The 21,606-nt window shown below is 35.4% G+C and carries 16 protein-coding genes and 1 other RNA gene; 7 read left to right on the top strand and 10 right to left on the bottom strand.

From position 1 onward, the window contains the following. Positions 1–10 precede the first annotated feature (10 nt). Positions 11–895 carry a LysR family transcriptional regulator gene (locus H5160_RS03530; protein WP_182736753.1) on the top strand — a complete coding sequence of 295 codons (885 nt, stop codon included), beginning with the start codon at positions 11–13 and terminating at the stop codon, positions 893–895. A 3-nt stretch (positions 896–898) separates the two neighbouring features. Here H5160_RS03530 and H5160_RS03525 read toward each other — a convergent pair whose 3' ends face one another. Next, a complete protein-coding gene (locus tag H5160_RS03525) occupies positions 899–1,852 on the bottom strand; it encodes a YihY/virulence factor BrkB family protein (RefSeq protein WP_182670939.1) in 954 nt (317 codons plus the stop codon). A 127-nt stretch (positions 1,853–1,979) separates the two neighbouring features. Between H5160_RS03525 and H5160_RS03520 the strand changes: the two genes are divergently transcribed. Next, positions 1,980–3,059 (top strand): mechanosensitive ion channel family protein, encoded by a 1,080-nt coding sequence (locus H5160_RS03520; RefSeq protein WP_182736752.1) that lies wholly within the window; start codon positions 1,980–1,982, stop codon positions 3,057–3,059. A gap of 280 nt (positions 3,060–3,339) precedes the next feature. On the opposite strand, the gene H5160_RS03515 is transcribed toward H5160_RS03520, so the two are convergent. After that, complete coding sequence (locus tag H5160_RS03515; RefSeq protein ID WP_259395014.1) at positions 3,340–3,678, bottom strand: transposase; 339 nt, start codon at positions 3,676–3,678, stop codon at positions 3,340–3,342. A 320-nt stretch (positions 3,679–3,998) separates the two neighbouring features. Here H5160_RS03515 and H5160_RS03510 point away from each other — a divergent pair, with 320 nt between their 5' ends. Continuing rightward, positions 3,999–4,529, top strand: a complete 531-nt coding sequence (locus tag H5160_RS03510; protein ID WP_154903853.1) for a DUF6795 domain-containing protein — start codon at positions 3,999–4,001, stop codon at positions 4,527–4,529. Positions 4,530–4,561: 32 nt separating this feature from the next. Next, on the top strand, positions 4,562–5,716 hold the full coding sequence (locus tag H5160_RS03505) for a lipase family protein (protein ID WP_182732814.1): 1,155 nt from the start codon (positions 4,562–4,564) through the stop codon (positions 5,714–5,716). Positions 5,717–6,111: 395 nt separating this feature from the next. Here H5160_RS03505 and H5160_RS03500 read toward each other — a convergent pair whose 3' ends face one another. Next, positions 6,112–7,296, bottom strand: coding sequence for a hypothetical protein (locus tag H5160_RS03500; protein ID WP_182736750.1), 1,185 nt, complete (start codon positions 7,294–7,296; stop codon positions 6,112–6,114). A 215-nt stretch (positions 7,297–7,511) separates the two neighbouring features. Here H5160_RS03500 and H5160_RS03495 point away from each other — a divergent pair, with 215 nt between their 5' ends. Continuing rightward, entirely contained in the window at positions 7,512–8,069 is a 558-nt protein-coding gene (locus H5160_RS03495; protein WP_182736748.1) for a hypothetical protein, read from the top strand. 304 nt (positions 8,070–8,373) lie between these two features. Here the strand turns inward: H5160_RS03495 and H5160_RS03490 are convergent, their stop codons facing one another. The 3 genes from H5160_RS03490 to H5160_RS03480 all read right to left on the bottom strand — a co-directional run bounded on the left by H5160_RS03490 (position 8,374) and on the right by H5160_RS03480 (position 12,337). Next, positions 8,374–9,366: a hypothetical protein gene (locus H5160_RS03490; RefSeq protein ID WP_182736746.1), complete on the bottom strand. Its 993-nt coding sequence runs from the start codon at positions 9,364–9,366 to the stop codon at positions 8,374–8,376. 69 nt (positions 9,367–9,435) lie between these two features. Beyond that, a complete protein-coding gene (locus tag H5160_RS03485; protein WP_182736744.1) occupies positions 9,436–11,430 on the bottom strand; it encodes an AAA family ATPase in 1,995 nt (664 codons plus the stop codon). 7 nt (positions 11,431–11,437) lie between these two features. Beyond that, a complete protein-coding gene (locus H5160_RS03480; protein WP_182736743.1) occupies positions 11,438–12,337 on the bottom strand; it encodes a site-specific integrase in 900 nt (299 codons plus the stop codon). A 190-nt stretch (positions 12,338–12,527) separates the two neighbouring features. On the opposite strand from H5160_RS03480, the gene H5160_RS03475 reads away from it, so the two are divergent. Both H5160_RS03475 and H5160_RS03470 read left to right on the top strand, forming a co-directional pair. Continuing rightward, positions 12,528–14,057, top strand: coding sequence for an AAA family ATPase (locus H5160_RS03475; protein WP_182736742.1), 1,530 nt, complete (start codon positions 12,528–12,530; stop codon positions 14,055–14,057). After that, the gene (locus H5160_RS03470; RefSeq protein ID WP_182736741.1) at positions 14,058–14,927 is read left to right on the top strand and encodes an HNH endonuclease; all 870 of its coding nucleotides are present in this window, start codon (positions 14,058–14,060) and stop codon (positions 14,925–14,927) included. A gap of 92 nt (positions 14,928–15,019) precedes the next feature. On the opposite strand, the gene H5160_RS03465 is transcribed toward H5160_RS03470, so the two are convergent. The 4 genes from H5160_RS03465 to rsmI all read right to left on the bottom strand — a co-directional run bounded on the left by H5160_RS03465 (position 15,020) and on the right by rsmI (position 21,593). Continuing rightward, positions 15,020–18,193 (bottom strand): Eco57I restriction-modification methylase domain-containing protein, encoded by a 3,174-nt coding sequence (locus tag H5160_RS03465; protein ID WP_220491127.1) that lies wholly within the window; start codon positions 18,191–18,193, stop codon positions 15,020–15,022. Between the two features lie 97 nt (positions 18,194–18,290). Next, positions 18,291–20,189, bottom strand: a complete 1,899-nt coding sequence (locus tag H5160_RS03460; RefSeq protein ID WP_182736740.1) for a DUF3258 domain-containing protein — start codon at positions 20,187–20,189, stop codon at positions 18,291–18,293. A 127-nt stretch (positions 20,190–20,316) separates the two neighbouring features. Continuing rightward, an RNA gene (gene rnpB, locus H5160_RS03455) (RNase P RNA component class A) lies at positions 20,317–20,694 on the bottom strand. Positions 20,695–20,735: 41 nt separating this feature from the next. Further along, a complete protein-coding gene (rsmI, locus tag H5160_RS03450; RefSeq protein ID WP_154903851.1) occupies positions 20,736–21,593 on the bottom strand; it encodes a 16S rRNA (cytidine(1402)-2'-O)-methyltransferase in 858 nt (285 codons plus the stop codon). Positions 21,594–21,606 lie beyond the last annotated feature (13 nt).

Below are 21,606 nucleotides of genomic sequence, written 5' to 3'. Positions count from 1 at the left end.
GGATTTAAAAATGGCAAAAGCAACATTAGAGCAATGGCGAATGTTTAAAGCGGTTGTGGATCACGGCGGATTTGCAGGCGCAAGTGCGGCTGTACATAAAAGTCAGTCAACCGTACACCATGCTGTTCAAAAACTTGAAGCCGCCTTGCAAATTAAGTTGCTTGAAGTAAAAGGTCGTAAAGCATTTTTAACCGATAGCGGTAAACTAATTTTACGCAGAGCTGAATTTTTAATTGAAGAAGCAACTAAAATAGAATCGGTAGCGAGCACACTAAGCGAAGGCGTAGAAAGCACATTAAAAATAGCTGTTGATGAAGTTTTTCCACACACCATTTTATACCAGGGACTTGCTAAAACGAGTGAACTTTACCCGCTTTTAAAGATTGATTTAGTAGAAAGCGTGCTAACCGGTGCAAACGAATTACTACATAACTCAGTGGTTGATTTAGCCATTTCATCAATTCCTATCTATGGAATTAGTTGCAGTACGTTATGCGATATAGAGTTTATAGCCGTTGCGCATAAAGACCATGTATTACACCAACAAACTGAACAACTCAACTTTCGCGATTTAAAGCTACACCGGCAAATAGTAGTTCGCGACTCAGCAACCCACACCAGTCACAATGATGGCTGGTTAGGTGCTGATATGCGCTGGACAGTCAGCCATTTACGCAACTCTATTGATATGGTTAGTCAAAATTTGGGTTACGCTTGGCTGCCAAAAACACAAATAGCACATTTAATTGAAGATAAAACGCTCATCCCACTTAATTTAGACCAAGGTACAACCCGTACCCTTAATTTATATTTAATGTGCAACGACAACGACAGGCTTGGTCCTGCAGCACAAGAGTTTAAAGAGCAGCTTATAGCTCTCACTAACTTTAGCTAATAGCTATTCGTTTTTTACATCGAGGTGATCTGCCACATAGGCGCCTCGCTGCCCACGCTCTTTAGCTGGGCCTATAGTACTGTCTTTACCTGTTTGCTGCTCAGTAGCTGCATTAATAACAGCACCTAATGTGATTATATAAGCGCTGATATACAACCACATCAACATGATCACTACACCACCTAGTGAGCCGTAAGTTTCGTTGTAACTAGAAAAACGCGACACATAAAAAGAAAAACCTATAGATGCCAAAATCCAAAGTACAGTAGCAATAGACGAACCCATCGTGATCCAACGCCATTTGGCCGGTTTACGATGTGGGGCATAACGATATAAAAGTACCAATGCAAAATTAAAGGTAAAAGCTAATAATGGCCAAGAGATGAGTTTAATTAATAAATCTATACTTTCTTTTAGTCCCACTAAATTAAGTACAATAGGTAAAATACCAATAATTAATAACGCAAAAATTGCGACAACAATCGCCCCTACCGAAAATAAAAAGCGTACTAATTGAGCTTTAAAAAATGAACGCTTTTCATATTCACGATAACTAATATTACACGCAGTAATAAGTGCTTGGCTGCCCTTAGAACTACTCCAAATAGTAAGTATAAGCGTACCGATTGCACTTAAGCTCAAGCTTGCACTTGATGTTTTTGCAAGGCTAGAAACCTGAGATAAAATTAGTTCACTGGTACTTGGTGGGAGCAAAGTAACTATTTTACTTAAATGATCACTAATATCTGCGGGGGATGAAAAGTACGCATACACAGATACCATCGCCGCAATGGCCGGAAAAATAGCAAGTAACGCATAAAATGCCACACCCGCTGCCACTATAGATAAGTTATCTTCACTCATTTGCTTAAAAATGCGCTTAACAATATCCCACCAACCTATAAAAGGGATATGACCAGGCTGCTCAGCTTGCTGTCCTCGTTTAGCTTCTTTCATTCTAAACCTCAATATTTGTATTACATTACTACAGCAAAATGTTTGCCAAGTTAAATAAAGTATTTGGTACTAAACTTGCTGTTACCTAATATTAGCGATTATAAAAACCAAACACGGACGATAAGCCATGCCTAGTAGCCAATCAAACATTATAGCTTTAAACAATACGCCTCCCAGCACGCAAAGTTTTCAAGGCGATGTGTTTACGTGGCAGTTTTTTCATGAACAAGCTGTGCAATTACTTCATGCAACAGCGCAAATATTACCCACACTATTACTCGGTATAATACTTTTAGCATTAAGCTATTTAATTGCAGGGCCACTTTCTCGATTGCTTATAAAGCCTGTTGACTACATGACTGACAGTAAACTAGTTCATCTAGTTGTAAGGCGCAGTATAAGCACTTTAATTATTTTATTTGGCGTGTACTTATTCCTGCGTTTAGCAGGGCTTACCGAGTTTGCTGTCGCCATTATGAGTGGAACGGGACTAATAGGACTTATATTAGGTTTTGCCTTTAGAGACATAGCTGAGAACTTTATCGCTAGTTTATTACTGAGCATACAGAGGCCTTTCAAAATCGACGATGTAATTGAAGTAGACAATCGTTTAGGCGTTGTTAAAAAAGTAACCGCAAGAGCAACCACACTTGTTGATTACGATGGCAATCATATTCAAATACCCAATGCGACGGTATATAAAAATACTATTAAAAACCTGACTGCCAATCCAAAAATGCGCGGAAAAGTAGAAATTGGTATTGGCTATGATAATGATATACGCAGCGCACAAACTCTTGCCCTAGCTATTGCCAATCAACAAAATGTGGTGCTTAGCGATCCACCTGCGCAGGTTTTAATAAAAAACTTAGGCTCATCTACTATTAACTTCGTTTTGTATTTTTGGGTTAATAGCGAGCAACACAGTCCATTAAAAGTAGCTTCCCAGCTTTTGCGCGAATTAGTCAATGAGTTCACAAAACAAAACATCAGCATGCCTGATGATGCACGAGAAAGAATTATACTCACCGACCCTAGTGAAAATGTTTCTAATTTAGAGGAAAAACAACCATCGCAAGTGCAAAGCGAAAAAAGTGAAACAGTTGATCAAACTAAAACACTTGATGATGTGAGCAGTGATACCGACGAAATACGTGAACAAGCAGAGCAATCAAGAGACCCAGAACAAGGTAAAAATATTATTTAATAATGCTGAAGTTGTATATATTAGTATTTAGCTCAATATTAATACTCTCGACCCAATAAGCAAAATAAGTAATCAACGCTAATATATATTAACGCTGGTTAGGAAGTATCTTATGAAAAGGCAAAAGGCTTTATAGGATATTAATCGACTTTTGCCCTTTGTTTGCGGAGTTTTTCAAGTTAGTTGTCGCATCAAATAAAATTTTATGCCGCCCGCATTGCTTCTTTTTTCTCTGGATTTAAATTTACTTCATTGGTCAGATGCCCACAGCTAGTCTGGTCTAGTTACTACTACAATCCACCAACACCGCCTTGTATCGACCTCTAAACAGTTCACCATCTGTATTATGTGTTCTATTAGAATATTGCGTATAGAGACCATTAATATGTTTCATGGCTCTGCCCATGTTTGCATCAGGGATTTTTATTAGTAGGTGGTAATGATCGGTCATTAAATAATACGAATGCACTTCAATATTAAAACGAAAACTGGCTTCCTCAATGCAGTATAAAAAATGCTTAGAATCGTCATCACTCAAAAAGGTGTTTTCACGCCCTCTTCCGCGATTCATCACATGATAAAACACATTTTCATACTCTATTCGTAGTGGTCTAGCCATAATAATAAACTCAATGAGCAATAAACTATAAATCTAGATCATTGATGTATGAAGGTAAGATTTGACCCTGCCGAATCGCTAAAAAGCAGTTAACACCCTCCTACCTTTATATTAATGACCTTAGCTCAAAGTCATTTTCTTCGCGCCCAGCTTTATCTTTCGCTTTATCTATACATCTTAAGTTTTAGCTATTGTACTTTATATAAGCTTGTTTATCATATGAGATCTATTTACAAAGGCATGTGAATATTAAAGTTTGCAAGGGAATCATGTAGCCTCCCCACAAAAAATTCACAGCCTATTTTTAAGGCTTCTTGTTTATGTCATTTTTAACAACACTTAAAAAGTTTGGTAATCATATTGGTGCTTACAAAGTGCACTTGTGCCCTGAGGTAAAAGGCCAAGCTAGTGAAAAAGGCAAACCTTTATCGAATGTAAAAATAGAGAGAGTATTGAATTTTTCTGATGGTAAAAGTGTTGAAGATTTCACTTACACGGATAATAATGGGGGCTTCTCATTACCTGAAATTAATATCCGTTCTAATCAACCAGCAGTCCCACTTGCTGAGATTTTCACTTCTCAAGCTATTTATCTATCCTACAATAATGAAGAATATTGCCTTTGGGGTTCTAGATTATCAGGCGTTAAATATCGAGAGGAATATGCAAGAAAGTTAAGGCAATTAATAGCCGACATCTCTAATGGAAAGGTTCTTTTTAAATTTCAGAATAAGAAAACTGAAGGCTATAAATTTGAGGCTTTAAGTATTTGTCGTTGGTCTGATGATTTTGAAGTAGTGGAACAAAATGCTTATTTTGACCTTTCAGAAATTGAAACGGATAATAATTAATAAATCAAAAACTAAATTATAAGGAAATATTAATGAATGTTTTAAGCCCTGCAATAGCTGCTAATTTTGCAGCTATCTCATACGAAAGCCTTGACAAAAGAGGCTTGAGAGCTAATCCATATTTTGAAAGAATTAGCTCTTTATTTTCATTCGAATCAGAATCTATAAAAGGTGTAAGTGGTTCTATTCTCGAACGAGTTTTTAACCACTCGACCAATTTTGGCTGCATTGCAGAGGGTAAGAAAGGAGCATATGAAGATGAAGATGATTATGTTTTAGCTTTACGAGGCACGGCTAAAGTTCGTGATGTTGTCACTGATTTACATTGTGGCTTAAGTACTTGTAGTAATAATCAACCTGTACATGCAGGCTTTAACCATACATTTAACTCTTTCAAAAATCAGTTAGAACTATACTTTAAAAAAAGCACTAAGAAAAAGTTAAACATTCATGTTGTAGGTCATAGTTTAGGTGGGGCTTTAGCAAACTTAGCTGCTAACTGGCTAAAGCAACGTTTCGGTGCCAATGTAAAATTATATACTTTTGGTGCGCCGCGCGTTGGTTATAATAGCTTTGCTGTAAAAACAGAGTCCGCAACAGATAACAACATCTATCGTTGCGTACATGCCGCAGATCCAGTTCCTTTAGTGCCTGTGTGGCCATTTATGCATACTGAACAAGAATATATTTTACACGGTGCTGCCACTATTACTCCAAAAGCACATAGTATGACTAATGAGACGCCAGGATATTTACATACAGCAAGCAACTTCAAAAGTTACTCTGCTATCAACAAAGGAATGGAAAAACGAATTCAAGAAGAGGTAAGGCTTGATTATGATAGACGGCTCGAATGTAGCCGCACGTCTAAATGGGCTAGGAAAATTGGTGCAGCTTTAATAACTCATTTACGTGATACTGGTAAGCTATATGCGATACAAAATCATTTATCGAACGCTCTCACAGTGTACGATCAGATAGCTAAAGCATTAGCTGATAGCATTGACTTCTCTAAAAACTGTACCAAAGATATAAAAGGGATTTTAGGGCACATACTAACATTTTGTGGCTATCCATTTAAGGTAATTTCTTTTACTTACGCTTCGATTAGACATATTTTACAATTAATGCTTAAAAATATTTTCGCACTTGCGGGTGAAGCGATAGCATTAGCAAAACCTTCCTAAAATGAAATTATACAAAAAAACCGCCAAATGGCGGTTTTTTATTAACAAGTAAAGCTGTTAGTGTTATGTGAAATTTAACAAAAGCCAATGTGCAAAAGCCAACGGGGCCAAATCTTGACTTCATACATCATAATTTCTCACTGCCCGGTTATCACTCTTTGTTGAAATTCTAACGAGTACTGCAAACAGATAGCCAAAAACTAATTACTTGCCTTAATTTACAAGCACAAAAAAGCCCGCAGCGTTAACTGCGGGCTTTTTTATTGAATGAGTGAGTCAGCCGGTAAGTCAACAAGGATACTCCAATATAAACTTATAAATCAATACATTATATTAATTATAGCAAACGTAAATGTAGATTTTGGCACACTATTTGGCACAATTCCAATTACGTATTAAGGTTTTAATAAAAGCCTTTTGAGCTTTTGTAACTCAGCTAATGATCCGCTCATTAATTTATCACCAAAACCTTTTACTTCAACCTTGGTAAGATTTCGATATAGCCTCTTCTTCTCATTAGAATTATTAAGAGTAGATCTTAATCCAACCACGCCTAAATATTTTAGAATATTAATTTCATCATCACTAAAGTATTTATTGTCGGTAATACTATACATTCTTACTTTATTTGATTTTTCAAGAATACTACAAATGTTTTTTAGCTGAACCCTTAATTTTTCTATCTTAGGTCTTTTTAATTGAACTTCAATTCTGTTAAGTGAATCTGAGCAATTAGATCCTTGTTGTAAAGACTTATTATATACTTGTAATCTAAACTCACTCGCACCAACTATCTTTGTTTCCATAACTGACTCACTATTAAAATAGTTATTTAACTTAGAAGAACCACTTATATTTAATATGGTATCTTTAACTGAATCACCTTTAAAGTCTAATGCAAAATCAACTCTAGAAATTAAGGACTCATTAACTATCTCACTATAATTATTACCTACTAATGACTTTAGCCTAGAGAAAAAAAACCTGAGATATTTATCACTTGTAAATGCAGGGTTCCACCTTACCTTTAAATAATTACGCGCCTTTCCCTTTGGAGAGTAATAAATATAAAAGTGTTCATTTTCGTTAAAAGCTTTTCGATTATAATACCGACACTTATGTTTTTTCTTAGATATATTTTCTATTAAGTCTTCATTTAAAAGCTCTTTAATTAATTTTTTAACATGCCTTTTTTTTACATTTAAAGTTATAGCAAATAAATCAAGGTGACTTGAAGACTCAACACCACAGAAGTCTTTTACTGTCTTTTTGTTTTCAACTTTAGTTTTTATAACATCATGTATCTTTGGATGCTTAAATGAGTTTTCTTTTTTCAAGTATTTGTACGTATCTAAGCTCCAAAAAACACAGTCAATTTCTCGATAATCATAACCGTACCTAGAAACGAACTGATCAATTGAGAACTCTTTAACTTCACTTCTACCTATAGAATAGGTATATATTTTATTATTATACTCAATAACAGTATCTATTAACGATAAACTAATCGAATGTTCACCTACCTCATCATGTCCAACTAACCTGATGTTATCATTGAGCAATTCATCTATATCTTTCATGTTTAGTCCTAACCTTTAATGTGGACTTACTTTTTACAGATTTAAATTATTAAGATTACAGGCACTGACTCGTCACCTTTGCAAATAGTCGTAACTAAAAGGCACTTGACAAAAACCGTTCCAGAACTAAACTCAACTTCATTCGTTCCGAAACGAAAATAAACAAAGAAAAGTTCCAGAACGAAAAATTATAATAATGAACTTGGAGTTTTATAATGAGTAGAAAGAGCATTAAAATTTGGGAGTGGTACATTTCACATAATGAATTATACAATAAGGAAATTAAGCCAGAGTTGAAATTTGAAATAATACAAACAAGAGAAGTAATATCAAAGTATTCAAAATCAAAAACAAATAATATAAACAATTTAATTGAGGAGTTAACATCATTAGAAAGTATTAATGAATCATTAGAAAATGAGTTAGAAGAAAATATAACTGGGTTAAAGAACATTTTCAATCGGGTTAAACCACTTTTAAGAATACTAGATAAAAATATTTGGGATAATTATCTATCTAGAATAAGAAAGTTAAAGTTCAATAATAAAAGAATAACAATATCTATAAACAAAGGTATTTATTCTAAGTTGAATAAAATGCTAAATATAGAAAGCAATATAGATGAATACAAAGATCACGATCACCTTTTTGAGCAGTTAATCGCAGAGCTAGAAAAGGTTGAAAATATAGAACCAATAATATTATCTGAAAGGGATATTGGTAAATCTAAAGTATCAATTGTAAGACCTGTAATTAAGAAAGGTAATGATTGATGTATTTTTATCTTATATCGGGATCGACTAAAATATAGCAGGTCTGGGAGAATTACCATTAAACCTGTATTTCATACGAAAACCACTATGGGGATAATTAATCTCTTGATATTAAATCTATATAACATAAGGTTTTGTAATTTGCCTGTTGCTAATTCACATTTTCAAAGAAATGAAAGCGCGTATATTTTTTTAGCTACTTTTGAAAGTACCATTAAATGTTAGAACCTTAGAGAAAATACGACTATAAAGTAGCACATTAGAAGAAAAGAGCCTGTAACAGATTCTGTGTAACTGCCATTAGTTAATATTGGATCTCGACATACTCATTGAGAGTACCACTCTTTCGTCTAACTATAGTGTAATTTCTGTATTCAAGAAAATCTGGTATCTGGTTTTGTCTGACAAATTTTGCAAATACATTCAAAATTTTACACAGCTGAATTGTGTTTGAGTTTATTTGGGATTCCCACTTCTCTCGTTCTTCAATATAGTAGTTAGCTTTGGGGTTATTATTTATACGTTTCCAAGAATTATCCCACTCTCTTTCTCCATGTCTTTCCTTTGTATTTTTAGCATAGAATAAGTTTACTAGATTTTTTATTGAATTAATTAGTTCATTAATTATAGTACTTTCGTTAACGTTAAAATCCATTGAAAATAGTGTTGAGCTAATTTGCAAGAGTATGTTTAGATCTGACTCATACATTGACGAAAAAGAGAGTTGCTCATCTATTTGTTTCCACTTTTCTAAAGACAACCTCTTAGAAACTATTTTTGCAGCGACTTTAAGCGCTGAATCACTGGCGCTTCCAATCGAATGCCTTGATATTAATAATTCTTTTTGTTTATTAGTCAGATTTGAATGAAATATACTAACAAGATCAAAAGCGGTAAGTATTCTTGTTTTTAGACCTCTATCATCTTCTAGTTGCGTAATACGACGAATTAACTCGCTTTCAGAACCTTTAAACTTATCGTTAATAACAAAAACATATTCTTTTAATTTTATACGGTAGTGCCAGTTTGTCGCCAATTTATCAAAGTCATCAATCATCTTTGATGATGCTACCTTAATAGTTGAGCTGGTTACTGATTCAGGCGCGTATACCTGATAAAAAGTGCCTGTACTCTTAACAAAACCATCATTCCCTCCATCATTTCTTTGCCTAACGGGACAGAAATCTTTTACTGCAAGTGCCATAAGCTCGTTGAAAAAGAATTGAAAAGCCAAACCATCATACTTATGAAAAATCAGTTCTAATTCAGTACTATATATCATGTTAGATTTACTCAAATTAATAGCTTTCAATAATCTAGCAATTAAGGTTAGTCAAGTAAAATAAATAACAGCTGCTCTCAAACATTAAAAACCTATGCGCCGTTTACAATCGCCCTTCAACTTCTGCTCTTCAAACAAAAACTCTAATACTTCAATCGATGTCAGCGCTTTATTCAAAAAACGCATTTTACGTGCGATTACGCTAAAATCACCAGGAGTAATATGATCTAATCCAACCAACTTAGCGGTTTCACTTTTAGCCAAGGCTTTTTTGCCTGTTAACTTTAATATCATTCGTGATACTTGTTCAGGTGTTAAGTAATCTAGTTCAAGCTTGAAGTCACAACGGCGAAGTAAAGCTTTGTCTAAACGCTTTTTAAAGTTGGTAGCTGCAAAGAAAGGAAGTTCAAACATTTCAAGGTTACATAATAATTGGTTTACGGATTGAACCTCCCAGCTGTTTGTGGCGCCCTCACGGCTTGAAAATAAGCTGTCGGCTTCATCAATAAATATAGCTGCACCTTCTTCTGTAGCCTGTATAAATAAGTTCTTTATATTTTGTTCACTCTCCCCCACCCATTTACTTAAAATGTCTGAAGCCTGAACACTAATTAGCTCAAAACCAGCTTCTTGGCATACATGGTTAACAAATGCTGTTTTACCAGTACCCGCAGGGCCAAATAATAACGTTCTCGCGCTATGATGGTTATTAAGGGCGTTGGTTATATCATTAAGGTTAGAAAGCGAGCCCTTTAAGTTAATATTGGTATGGTCAAACTTCAGCTCTGGTTTGTAATGCATTTGGTTTAAATCAATACCCGATGCAACCATTACCCCTTCAACATATGAATCTATAAATTCTTGCGCAGCTTCACTTTCATAACCACATAAACGAGCCCCATGGCTTGCTTTACTTATATTTGCCAAACTTAGGTGTTTGTTCGAAACTACCTTTTTAATAAAGCTTTGGCTTACTTTTAGTTCATTAAAGTACCCTAGGGCATGCTCTAAACGCTTTTCCTTTGTTAGCTGGGGCATTTCAAGTACAAAATCAAAACGCCGTACACAACTTTCAGGGATATCTTCAATATGGTTAGTAATCCATATGGCTGCACCATTAGGTTCTTCAATTAAACTATGCAGAAGTTCTTTTGGTTCGCTAGAGCCAAACATGTTTACATCGAATATATCTTCGCATTCATCTATAAGTAACACTCCATCACGGCGATCTCCCATTAACTTACGTGCCATAGATAAGTTATGAATGCGGTAGCTAGTTGAAGACTTTGTGCCTAATTGTCTTTCAACTTGTGCATCAACTTCAGAGCTAGATTTAACTTTCATTAAAACTAGGTCAGCATTACTACATAAAGACTTAGCTAATTCAGATTTACCCGTACCAACAGCACCATATATCAATATATTTAAGCCTTTATTGTTTGATCCCTTCCAACCATTTAATAAGCTTTTTAGGTGTACTGTATCCCTATTGCCAAAAGAGCTTAACTTGTAACTAGCTGGCTCTTCATTTTTTAAAAATAACTCTAATGCATCTTTAGTCTTGTATTGGGGGCTAGTAAATAAATAATGGGCAAGTGATTTAGGGAGTAATGGTAACTCATAGTCAAAAGTGCGGTTTTTATATAGCCCAATCGATTCAAGTACGTCCATACACTCTTCGAGCTCAAACTCCCCAAGCCCTAATAACACACTGAATGCATCAGAATATGAATACGCAGATTTAGCAATAAACTGTTCTATAAACTTAAAAATGGTTGGTTTGAGAGTACCAACAACAATAAACTCGATAAGGGCGTTAGCATTGCTAGGTAACCCAATGCTTTTACTAAAGTAACGGCTGTTTTTTGAAAGTAATTTTTGATCAAAGCCTTTGGTTATCCCAACAAATGATTCGTATAAATCATCTAATTCAATAGGTAAATTTGATCTTTTTGAGCCAGATAGCTGCTGTACTTCCCTAGGGCTATATTGCTCAAATGTATCATCATCAAACAACCCTGACTCTATTAACTTGATACCATAATGGCTAGTAAATTGGCTAATTAGCAACTTATTCATAATCACCTCACCCATTCACCGATAAAGTATTAACAGCGCGTTTTAAACTATCTACGCCACGTTTATCGTATAGCTGTGTAGTAATAATGCTTTTATGCCCTGCCAACTTACTCACAGTCGAAATATCCACACCATTAGCCAAGAGTGATGAAATATAGGTTCGCCTCATGTCATGGGGTGTAAACTTTTCCCCTAAAACATAACTCGTTCTGGCCGTTACAACGCTATATATAGTTTCAGGTGAAATACCACGAGCTTGAATAGCTCTACCATTTAAAACCACACAAAATAGTGGCCCCTCGTTATTACCACGTACCGTTAGCCATGAGCTTAAATACTCTAATACCCACACTGGTAAATACTGAGTTCTAGTACGGTTTCCTTTTCCCTTATGGATAACAACTAGCTGATCAGCCATTGAAAAGTCACTAAGCTTTAAAGCCGAAACTTCAGATCTTCTCAATCCCGCACCAGCCATTAAAGCTAATAATGCAATATCACGTGTGTTAATAATTGAAGGTGGTGTGTAGGGCTGTTTTAATATGCTTTTAAGCTGTGTGGCTGTAAGTGACTTACCTTTTAAGCTTGGTTCTATATGAGGGAGCTTAAGTACATTAAACTTTTCAAGTTCCTGCTGCTCAATCAAATTCATCAAAAAAGCAGTTTTAGCTATGGCTTTAATTACTTGAAAAGTCAGTTGGATAGTTCTAGCTGACTTATTATTGAGTACTAAGCTTTGTTTAAGTGTAGAAAGCTGCTCAAAACTTAACTTGTGTAATGGTAATGCAGTTAGCTTATCATTCAATGACAAAGTGTTTTTAACACTTTTTATCAATGAAATAACAGCCTTTCGTCCTGTTGGTGCTAAGTTATTTAAGTAGCATTCTGTAGGTGTGTAATTAGACATCGTAGATACCTCTTATACATAAACGTATAGTCGGTATATATGACTAACTACTTAAAACCAGAGCTTTTTTTGACTGCTTATACCTAGTTTACACTTTCGCCTTTGATTACTGAGTAACATAAAATTTTAATTTTCTCTTATCAAAAAGCTATGTACTATGTACCCAAAAGTTGTTAAGGATAATAAAAATATGAAGTTTGTCATAGTCCCAAGAAATACAGGTGCCCCAACTTCAAGTAAAGATACTGCTTACTTGTTCGTTGATTCATGGAATGACTATTCGTATATAACTATGTTTTATTTAATAGTTTACGATGAAGATGGGACTCGGCATGACTTAGGAAATATAAAAATTGGCTTTCAAGGGCAAACAACATCCGAGTCAACATACAGTAAACTAGACTCGGAATTCTCAGCTATTCCAAATAAATTTTTCTCTCTTGGTGAAGGTGTTGATTTTTATAAAAACATACATGAAAAATTATCAGCCCATATTAAAAGTGAATTGTTAACTAAATTAAATGATATAGTTTTTAACCCAAGTATTATTGATTGCATTCAAGATGAAGACGTTTTCAGTACTTCGTTATTGAGATCTGTTAGTCTTTCTTCAATCAATGGTCAGTTAAGACGTGTTTTGAACGGCGATGCAGTTTTAACACCGTATAACTTCTGCTTTATAAGAAATGAAAGTCAGTACCTTGCCCCTTTAGAGTTGAATTTTGAAGTTAGACCTAACTCGAAACCTTATACTAATATCCACGCAGTTATAGGTAGAAATGGGGTAGGAAAAACGACTTTATTAAACGGGATGATACAAAGTGTTATCCAGCAAAAGCACGGTCATGGTTACTTCTGTGAAAACGTTCAATTTGGTACTAAAAAATTAATACAGCCTGATTATTTTAGCAGTATAGTTTCTGTATCTTTTAGTGTATTTGATCCATTTACTCCACCTGCAGAAAGGTCTGATCCATCAAAAGGAGCTTGTTACTATTATATAGGATTAAAACAAACTGCAACTGCTTCCCCAAAATCATTAGAGCAACTTTATATTGAGTTTTATAGCAGCTTGAGAAGTTGTTTTATTAATAACTCAAAAAAAGAAAAGTGGCTTCAGGCTATAAAAACCCTTGAATCTGATAGAAATTTCGCAGACATGGGTTTAAATGTATTAGCCGAAATAACTAGCGATGAATATCTAAAGAGAACAGCTACTCACTTTATATCAAAAATGAGTTCAGGCCATGCAATAGTAATCCTTACCGTGACAAAGCTGATAGAAAAAATTGAAGAAAAAACACTTTTGTTAATTGATGAACCAGAAAGCCACTTACATCCTCCTTTATTATCTGCATTCACTAGGGCACTGAGTAATTTATTATTCAAAAGTAATGCTGTTGCTATAGTAGCGACTCACTCCCCTGTAGTACTACAGGAGGTGCCTAAAACAAATGTTTCAAAAATAGTTCGCTATGGTGAAAGCGTAAGTATATCAAGGCCTTCAATTGAAACCTTTGCAGAAAATGTAGGTGTATTAACTCGAGAAGTGTTTGGCTTAGAAGTTATAAAGTCAGGTTTTCACGAATTACTTCAATCATCCGTAGACACTGGAGACTCTTTTGAAAAGATACTAAACAGTTATAATAATCAGCTTGGTGTAGAAGGACAGTTTTTACTCAGAAGTATGATTTCAATTAGAGACTCAAAGAGCCATTAAATGCATAGACTTCCTTTGCCCACGTGTAGTTTCTCTAACGCTTATCTAAGCTGTATTAATGAATCTGCCTCAGAAAATGTAGCTTTGCTCAAAGCGATTACTAATCGTATTCCAAATCATGAATTGCTTTATGCTCTAAGAGCTCAGCAGATACAGCTACATTTATTTCAGCCCTCTAGACATGCTCACCCTGAAGACATAGTTTTCGATAAAGTGAGTAAAAGAGAGTTTGTCGACCTATACAGTAATTGCTTTTCGAAACAAGGCAAAAAATCAAGGCTTCTATACGATAGAATAAAAGCCGCATCAGATGGAATTTGCCCTTTTTGTAAAGTTGGCATTGTAGAAACGCTTGATCACTACTTACCGAAAGCAAGGTATCCATTATTTTCTGTACATCCAACAAATCTAGTCCCATCTTGCACTGACTGTAATAAAGGTAAAGGAAGTACCGTAATTGTATCTGCAGAAACGGAGCCTTTACATCCATATTTTTTACACGAATGTTTTTATAAAGATAATTGGATTTCAGCCGAGATAGTTGAAAGCATTCCAATCACCGTTAACTTTTTTACATCCATACCTGACAATTGGGATCAAACTTCTAAGATTAGAGCTGAGAATCACTTCAACGACTTCAAAATAGCTAGTAAATATAAAATACAAGCATCGACATCATTAACTATGTTTACAAGCATGGTTGAAAGCTTGCTTAAAATAAATGACTTTTCAATAGAACAAGTTCAGGACCATTTTCGAACAGTAGCTAACAGAGAGCCTGTTAATACAATTACTAGAGCAATAGCTTTAGCTATCTCTAAAAGCGATTGGTTTTGCTCTGCCCAATACCAAAAAAATAGAGAAGTATGAATATGTACCTCCAACTAACGTTAATATGTATTAACGTTAGTTGGTAAAGTAAACTCTGTTATCAAGCTATGAGACATTAATTGACTATAAGATTACAAATCTTTGCTTGTTAAGATACTCATCGCTAAATCATTAGCCTCACTCAATAAGACTTGCCTCTCGTTATTTTCCTCTAAGCCATGAAGAAGCTCAGAAATATTAGCAAGACGTAAAGAGCTTTTACAAGTGCCATCGAGCTTAGGAAGCTCTAAATGTTTAAAAATATTACTTACTTGTATGCTAATAGTATGACTTTCAATGTAGTGTTTGACTAAACTACAATTTAATAGACCACAAAGATAATGAGCCGCAACCTTAGAAGAGCAGTCAACAAAATACACCTTATGATCTGGTACGTATGGCCTATCCCCCATCAAAGGAACATCTTTACTAGAACATACAGCTGCTTTAAAGGTACCGCTCTGCTCAGCCCACATGACCTTATAAGGTGCAAATGAGTAACTGCCAACATTGTATATATGATAGAAAGCATATTTGCTGAGTCTTGCTTTATATGTTGAACGATCTAGTAGTAAATCTTCATAAGTCTGTAGATATTTATATGTTTCTGGAAAATCATTTTCTAAACGCTCTTCAGCATCTAATAATATTTTTTTAGTAATCGCTTCATTTGGCACTAGATGGTAAAGATCGCGTTTAGGTGAGAACTTGTATGCAGAAAAGTCAGACGCACCTTTTACCATTGGAAACAGTAAATCAGGCTCAATCCAAAACTTCTTCGCAACACCAATATCTTTCTTACCAGCATCAGGCCTTGTTTCGATTAATACTAAATGTCTTTTTACATCGACATCAAATATCTCAACCATATAAACGCCATTTAAATCAGCTGTTACGCCTTTTCTACCACTTATCCATTGCGATTTCCCTCGAATATTTTTAGTTTTTTCAAACTCCCCTATATTCATAATTGCCCATGGTGAGTTAAGCTCTCCTACAGGATTAGCTTCCATCGTAACTCTTTCAATACCTACGTGTATATCATCAAGAGATTGACTTTCTTTAAGTGCTTTCTTATAGCCTTTTTTTGAATGCCAAATATTATATTCAACAGGGTAAGGGTTGGATTGAATCCTATCTTTTTGAAACCCTACAATTACAGTTTTATTAGCTGCATCAGGAAACGGCTTTAAATTTTTCAGATCTTCAACAAAAATAGGACTTAAAAAAGCACTATCATTTATTTTAAAACTTCTAAACCCCTGTGAAGAAGGGGATTGAAAGTGAGTTTGTGTAATTACAAATACCAATTTCCCTCCAAATTTAAGCCATTTGTCAGATGTTGTATAAGTAATCATTCCAGATATATCTAGTTCATTACCACCATGGAACTTGGTTTCTGAAAAAATCTCATACTCCTCACAAGTAGTTTTAACTTTTTCACGATAATCTATTGGTAATGCAGACCATCTGACCCAAGGAGGATTACCAACTATTAAATCAAATTGTCCAGCAGTTGCAGACCAAAAAAAGTTACGTATAATTCGAAACCAAATACCATTCCAATTTTTTCTGTGTAGCGCAAGCACTCTGTTATACGTATCTTTTAGAGGATCTTGCCAGTTATTTAACTCATCTTTAGTTAGTAAACTTCGCCTGAGTAGCTTAGCTTCAGCATCAGAGTATTCTTGATCCTTATCAACACATTCCCCCATTATTGAAAATACTTGATCTAACTTAACCCTATCAAAGGCAAGCTCGGTTGGGATCGTAATAAGTAAATCAGCAACGGTGCTACCAATACGATATTCTACAATTTGACCTTCACCTTTAGGGTTTTCCGCAGGAGAATAAACACTATCAGCCAATAGAATAGGTAACTCTACTTTCATTGCTTTACATTGGACAACTAAATCAGATATAGCTATCAGAAAGTTGACTCTGGCTGCTTGAACTGCAAGGGGGTTTAAATCAAAACCCCATACTGTATCCAATATTTTCTGTACTGTTTCTTCAGGAGTTAAATTTTGTGCTTTGGCTTCCTGTCTCTTTAAACCTATTACTTGTAGTAAAAAAGAGCCTGATCCACATGTTGGGTCAAGCACTTTTTTATCAAGCCAAGTACTTTCATTTGCTCGACGAAGTGTATCGGTTACTAGCCAATCTGGAGTATAAAATTCACCTAAGCTTTTTCTTAAAACATCTGGAACCAAAGCTTGGTAAAAACCTTTAAGAACATCTTTTGAGCGGGCTGACGTTAAGTCATCAAAACGATAAAGTGATACTTGTATTAGCGCCTCTTTTAAAGAGCTAATAATTTCAGTTTTTTGATCTTCTTTTGCTATGTCTAAGTACCATGAAAATATAGCTTCTTCTACAAACCCTTTGATGCCTACAGCTTCAAAAAACTGACTTTTTTCAATATCCAAGCCTAACGTATTCAATAAATCGTCATCATCTTTTGTAGCAAGGTTTCCACAGAAATCCTTGTACTGAGTAAGATTGAGATATGAAACTAATTCGGCGCCTAACAACTTCATTATTAATGCATTATAAGTATGAATAACAAACAAAGAACCTGATACTGTTTCGTCTCCCATAGTTGGAGACTTAAAACCAATCTGCTTTGTTATTTTATTTACTTGGTCTTGAGTAAGACCTGAAACTTGACCAAATAAAGACTGCCACTCTCGAAATAACATTTTTATTTTATTATTTTCAGTATCGTTAAAATGAAGAGCTAGTTCTTTTGATAAGCTAGTCATTAATAACCTTCCAACGGTAGAGTTATGACCAAAATCTTCAACTAAGTTTTGTTTCGTTAAAGCTCTACGTTGATTACTTTTTAATGCCTTTAATACTTTAGTTACAGAAACCTCAGATAAAGGCATTAAATCTTGATGTGTAATTTCATCATTTTTCATATAACAAAAGGCAATATACTCTCCATCGGTTGCAATACCTGTATATTCTTCTTGATTTATACCTTCTGCTTTTGCCCTACGTCTTATATATTTATCTAAGCGATCAAATACAGCATTCTTAAATGCTGGTGATGTCACTTTTCCATTAAAAAGACCTTTATTTTTTAACTCAATAATGACTTGATTTAGTAGTAAATCATTCCGATCCCGCTCAGCTTGGAACTTAATACCTACATTAGAAAATGCAGTTGTCCAAGCAATACGGAGCTCTTCTTCCAAGATACAATCTTTTGATTCTTCTTTTAATTTTTCGTATAGCTCTGTATACATATCTAATTCCATTGATAGATCGGTTTTGTATATGATCTCATAAGTTTTCATGTTTGCACAATAAGTTACGTTAACTACTTTAGAGCCTTTTTATTAAAATAAATAAGGGTTAAAATCCATAGCAATTAACAACTACTTGTAGCCTTTTTAAATCTACCCCGCCATGTGTATACGTATCAGTTATCCCACCTTTTGAAAGTTCATGACCAACAACTTTCTGAATAAGTGAGAGATCAAACATGTGGTTATTGCGTATATTACTTATGAACGTATGTCTAAAGCTGTGATAGCTGCGAAGTTCGTCTAGCTCATTAACGCTAGGTATTTCAAGCGCTACAACCAAACGACCGAACCAACTAGTAATACTCTCAGCCGATGTTATTTCATATAGAATACGTTCTTGTGATTGATCTACATACTCTAAAAAGCCAAGCTCGATTAAACGTTTATGGATAGGAATTTTACGTTTTGCGTTATTAGTTTTAAGGCGTTGTGATTCGTGTTCATCAGTTACTAATATGTAGTGAATACCATCTTCAATACGAATATCAGACTTTCTTAACTGGTATATCTCTGTTCGTCTTGCGCCTGAATACATGGCTAATAATAGTGACCACTTTTGCCATGCACTTTTTGTTTGCATAGCGAATGTTTCAAACTTATTTAGCTCTGCACTATTGAAAGCACCACGAATACGCTGCTTAAAGTCTCGTTTTATAGTACATGGTGAATGCTGAATATATTCAACAGTATCTCTTTTAGCATACGAGAAAATCCCCTGTAACCACTTGTAATAGCCTTGAGCTGTTTTAGGTGTCACTAAGTCATCTTCTGGCACATCAAAGTCTAGGCACTCTTGTAGGCTCATTTTACTGTATGGTGCGCAGTTCTTTTTAGGTAGCTGAAAACACCGGTCAATAAAACGACCTATGTCACTCGCTTTATAACTTTCAATAGGTTTGTCTTCACTCAGTAAACACCATGCTTCGTAGTGACGGGCATACTCTTTTATGAGCCTATCGCTTAAACCAGCCTTTACTTTAAAATCTAAAAACTCGGTATAAACTTCTGAAAATAATGGGCCTTGAATTTGTTGTTTTTCTTCTCTTGGCTGACTGTCAGTTATAGTGTGTGAGTTTTTATTAAACATTGAATCTAATAAATGTTTTTGCTCTGAATCTTTAGTTAAGCAAGAAGCCAAGTATTTAGCCTGCAAATTTCTTGATGTTTCTAGCATGCTTTTGAATGCTGAATACTCTAATGAACCCTGTTCGAACTCTACATCGTGTTTGTTGAGAGTATCTATTGCATCAATGTTATCAGCGTAAAAGTTATCGTCTTCATCTGAGTAATCAAACAAGTCTTCATCTGTTTCAACTTCAGAGCTATTAAACATACCAGCGAGTAAAAACGTAACTAATTGGCGTGCAAGTTGACGAACACTTTTTTCGATTTGTTTATTAGCTACTATCTCAGCATTGCTTAAACCACTATTTTTAAGTGCAATGTACTTGCTGACCAAAACATAAATATTAAGTACTTCATAATCATTGTTTTTTAAAGCTTCAACTAATAATTCACCTGTTTCACCATCTGCAATAGAAAGCATAATATTTGCTGCTGTTCTTAAATGTGTAGGTGAGTGACTGTTTAACGGCTTTGCTTTAATGCCATTTATAGAGTGTGCCGTTGAAGCATAACGTTGTTCTTCTTTTGCTATTATTTTTTTGCTTAGCTCATGGGTAAGTTTTTGCTTCATATGAATTAAGATACGTTTTGCTTGAGTGATTAAAGTTTCAGTATCTATATTGTGTCGATCACTCGCAAGTATTTTTAGTTTATCTAATTCGGGTTTGATTAATTCTAGAAAGTTTAAAGCATGATGAAGGTGTTTGGTTTTAAGTGAAATACGTATATCGGAGCCGATAAATTTACGGGGGAAAACATAACGAAAATAGTAACGCTCTTTTCGGAGTATAAGGTGTTCGGGGAGTTTGATATGTCTCATTAAGTTACCTATGTGTAAGTAACGTATTGAGTTTATTTGGCACACTATTTGGCACACTTTTGAAATTTTGTGCCATGAGATTAGTGGTTCAAGCGTAAGCATCTAATAAATCAGATGCTTACGCTTGAGTTTGAGTCAGCCGGTAAGCCGGGTTTTGTCCTTTCCGAAGAAAGTGATAATCATTCGTCTAGGCCATAAATCGCTCTATGGCTCAAGCAACCTACCCGGTTCTCACGTGGGCCACGCGTTCATTATTTAAAATGATAGAACCCTATTTGGTCTTGCTCCGAGTGGAGTTTACCTTGCAACCGACTATTACTAGCGGCCCGGTGCGCTCTTACCGCACCCTTTCACCCTTACCAATCGAGATTGGCGGTCTCCTCTCTGCTGCACTTGTCGTGGGCTCACGCCCCCCAGCCGTTAGCTGGCACTCTGCCCTATGGAGCCCGGACTTTCCTCCCCCTGATCATTTTCGTCACAGGCAGCGATCATCTTGGCTGACTCGGCGCGCAGTATACATGAGGCTAATACCAAGCGCAGTAAAATTTACTCTTTTTCTTCAATAATTGTTTTGTATAAAGCGTTTTTCTTCATTCCAAAGTATTCAGCAACAACGCCACAGGCTTTTTTCATTGGCATTTCACTCTCAAGCAGTGCCAGCATTTTGCGCGCTTCTGGTGGAACATCGTCTACTAGTTTTGGTTTGCCCGGCAACATTAATACAATTTCGCCGCGTTGCTTAGTGGGATCATCTGTTAAAAACTGTTTAAGCTCACTTACACTACCATTAAAAAATGTTTCAAAGGTTTTGGTTAGCTCTTTAGCAAACACAACTTGCTGCTCATCACCAAGAGCTAGTGCTAAATCATCAAGGCTTGCCATAATACGGTGCGTACTTTCGTACATTATGCTGGTAATACCTGAGTTAACAGCTTCGGTAAAAAAGTCTTGGCGAGCTTTGCTTTTAGCTGGCGTAAAACCAATAAACTGAAAACGATCGGTTGGTAAGCCTGAACAACATACGGCTGTAATTGCAGCACATGCACCTGGAACAGGTGTAACATGAGCGCCTTGTTCACGACATAGATTTACAACCGCGTAGCCTGGATCACTAATTAGTGGCGTACCAGCGTCAGATACTAAAGCAATATTTAAACCTTGATTAAGTTGATCAATAATTTGTTGTGCTTTTTGCTTTTCGTTGTGGTCGTGTAATGCAAACGTTTTTGCCTTAATTCCAAAGTGGCTAAGTAGCTTGCCGGTATGGCGAGTGTCTTCAGCAGCTATTAAGTCAACTTGCGATAATGTCGCAATGGCACGGTGACTTAAGTCGTCATAATTGCCAATTGGGGTGGCAACAATGTAAAGAGTGCCAATTTTCTGTGAATTCTCCTCATTTAACATTGAGGTCTCCTGC

Source organism: Pseudoalteromonas sp. SG43-4 (assembly GCF_014164325.1).
Taxonomy (GTDB): Bacteria; Pseudomonadota; Gammaproteobacteria; order Enterobacterales; family Alteromonadaceae; genus Pseudoalteromonas; species Pseudoalteromonas distincta.
Note: the sequence above shows the minus strand (reverse complement) of the source record. Positions and strands in the feature narration are given on the sequence as shown.